Source organism: Streptomyces sp. C, assembly GCF_000158895.1.
GTDB classification, from domain to species: Bacteria; Actinomycetota; Actinomycetes; order Streptomycetales; family Streptomycetaceae; genus Streptomyces; species Streptomyces racemochromogenes.
Window position 1 is genome coordinate 4,162,661 of the sequence record NZ_GG657750.1, and the last position, 2,952, is coordinate 4,165,612.

A 2,952-nucleotide genomic window follows, 5' to 3' on the forward strand; every position below is an offset into this window, starting at 1 on the left:
GAGCGCAACCCTTGTCCTGTGTTGCCAGCATGCCCTTCGGGATGATGGGGACTCACAGGAGACCGCCGGGGTCAACTCGGAGGAAGGTGGGGACGACGTCAAGTCATCATGCCCCTTATGTCTTGGGCTGCACACGTGCTACAATGGCCGGTACAATGAGCTGCGATACCGTGAGGTGGAGCGAATCTCAAAAAGCCGGTCTCAGTTCGGATTGGGGTCTGCAACTCGACCCCATGAAGTCGGAGTCGCTAGTAATCGCAGATCAGCATTGCTGCGGTGAATACGTTCCCGGGCCTTGTACACACCGCCCGTCACGTCACGAAAGTCGGTAACACCCGAAGCCGGTGGCCCAACCCGTAAGGGAGGGAGCTGTCGAAGGTGGGACCAGCGATTGGGACGAAGTCGTAACAAGGTAGCCGTACCGGAAGGTGCGGCTGGATCACCTCCTTTCTAAGGAGCACAGTACCGATTGCAGACAAACGTTCTGCACGGTCAGCTCATGGGTGGAACGTTGATTATTTGGCACGGTCTTCTGGATGGATCACGAGTACTGCTTCGGCGTGGAAAGTGAGTCACTGAAAGAGATCGTGCCTGGCACGTTGTTGGGTCCTGAAGGCACGGCCGTCTGGTCAGTCTTCAGTGCCGGCCCCAGTGAACTCGCCAGCTTGTCTGGTGGGGTGATGGGTGGCTGGTCGTTGCTTGAGAACTACACAGTGGACGCGAGCATCTGTGGCCAAGTTTTTAAGGGCGCACGGTGGATGCCTTGGCACCAGGAACCGATGAAGGACGTGAGAGGCCGCGATAGGCCCCGGGGAGCTGCCAACTGAGCTTTGATCCGGGGGTGTCCGAATGGGGAAACCCGGCAGTCGTCATGGGCTGTCACCCACTGCTGAACACATAGGCAGTGTGGAGGGAACGAGGGGAAGTGAAACATCTCAGTACCCTCAGGAAGAGAAAACAACCGTGATTCCGGGAGTAGTGGCGAGCGAAACCGGATGAGGCCAAACCGTATGCGTGTGAGACCCGGCAGGGGTTGCGCATGCGGGGTTGTGGGAATGAGCTTCAGTCGTCTGCCGGCGGCTGGGCGAGTCAGAAACCGTTGATGTAGTCGAAGGACATGCGAAAGGTCCGGCGTAGAGGGTAAGACCCCCGTAGACGAAACATCAGCGGCTTGCTTGCTCATCTCCCAAGTAGCACGGGGCCCGAGAAATCCCGTGTGAATCTGGCGGGACCACCCGCTAAGCCTAAATATTCCCTGGTGACCGATAGCGGATAGTACCGTGAGGGAATGGTGAAAAGTACCGCGGGAGCGGAGTGAAATAGTACCTGAAACCGTGTGCCTACAAGCCGTGGGAGCGTCGGGATCTTCGGATCCTCGTGACTGCGTGCCTTTTGAAGAATGAGCCTGCGAGTTAGCGGTGTGTAGCGAGGTTAACCCGTGTGGGGAAGCCGTAGCGAAAGCGAGTCCGAATAGGGCGATTGAGTTGCACGCTCTAGACCCGAAGCGGAGTGATCTAGCCATGGGGAGGTTGAAGCGGAGGTAAGACTTCGTGGAGGACCGAACCCACCAGGGTTGAAAACCTGGGGGATGACCTGTGGTTAGGGGTGAAAGGCCAATCAAACTCCGTGATAGCTGGTTCTCCCCGAAATGCATTTAGGTGCAGCGTCGTGTGTTTCTTGCCGGAGGTAGAGCACTGGATAGGCGATGGGCCCTACCGGGTTACTGACCTTAGCCAAACTCCGAATGCCGGTAAGTGAGAGCACGGCAGTGAGACTGTGGGGGATAAGCTCCATGGTCGAGAGGGAAACAGCCCAGAGCATCGACTAAGGCCCCTAAGCGTACGCTAAGTGGGAAAGGATGTGGAGTCGCAGAGACAACCAGGAGGTTGGCTTAGAAGCAGCCACCCTTGAAAGAGTGCGTAATAGCTCACTGGTCAAGTGATTCCGCGCCGACAATGTAGCGGGGCTCAAGCGTACCGCCGAAGTCGTGTCATTGCAGCAATAGGGCCAACGCCCGCTGTGATGGGTAGGGGAGCGTCGTGTGCCGGGTGAAGCAGCAGCGGAAGCTAGTTGTGGACGGTTCACGAGTGAGAATGCAGGCATGAGTAGCGATACACACGTGAGAAACGTGTGCGCCGATTGACTAAGGGTTCCTGGGTCAAGCTGATCTGCCCAGGGTAAGTCGGGACCTAAGGCGAGGCCGACAGGCGTAGTCGATGGACAACCGGTTGATATTCCGGTACCCGCTTTGAAACGCCCAATATCGAATCCTCTGATGCTAAGCCCGTGAAGCCGTTCCGGACCCTTCGGGGAAAGGAAAGTGGTGGAGCCGGCGATCCAAGGTGGTAGTAGGTAAGCGATGGGGTGACGCAGGAAGGTAGTCCAGCCCGGGCGGTGGTTGTCCCGGGGTAAGGGTGTAGGCCGTGTGGTAGGCAAATCCGTCACACGTTAAGGCTGAGACCTGATGCCGAGCCGATTGTGGTGAAGTGGATGATCCTATGCTGTCGAGAAAAGCCTCTAGCGAGTTTCATGGCGGCCCGTACCCTAAACCGACTCAGGTGGTCAGGTAGAGAATACCGAGGCGTTCGGGTGAACTATGGTTAAGGAACTCGGCAAAATGCCCCCGTAACTTCGGGAGAAGGGGGGCCATTCCTGGTGATGAGACTTGCTCTCTGAGCTGGGGGTGGCCGCAGAGACCAGCGAGAAGCGACTGTTTACTAAAAACACAGGTCCGTGCGAAGCCGTAAGGCGATGTATACGGACTGACGCCTGCCCGGTGCTGGAACGTTAAGGGGACCGGTTAGTGACCTTTCGGGGTTGCGAAGCTGAGAACTTAAGCGCCAGTAAACGGCGGTGGTAACTATAACCATTCTTTCTAAGAAATTCCTTGTCGGGTAAGTTCCGACGTGGGATCCCCATAACGACTTCTCGACTGTCTCAACCATAGGCCCG

1 protein-coding gene and 2 other annotated features (2 of these 3 only partly in view) are annotated in these 2,952 nt (G+C 57.1%); the gene reads left to right on the plus strand.

Translation table 11 applies throughout. The annotated features are described in order from the left end of the window. Positions 1-450 (plus strand) — a sequence feature (mutual gap in cmsearch alignment for this rRNA model is longer than 100); it begins 1,038 nt to the left of the window's first position. A gap of 86 nt (positions 451-536) precedes the next feature. Then, positions 537-827, plus strand: coding sequence for a hypothetical protein (locus SSNG_RS43005; protein WP_206731309.1), 291 nt, complete (start codon positions 537-539; stop codon positions 825-827). After that, positions 732-2,952, plus strand: a sequence feature (mutual gap in cmsearch alignment for this rRNA model is longer than 100) (it continues 835 nt past the right edge of the window). Its footprint overlaps the gene before it by 96 nt.

What these genes read in the sequence shown, in the direction of transcription:
- SSNG_RS43005 (WP_206731309.1), top strand. Translation starts at nt 537, where the DNA reads ATGGATCACGAGTACTGCTTCGGCGTGGAAAGTGAGTCACTGAAAGAG.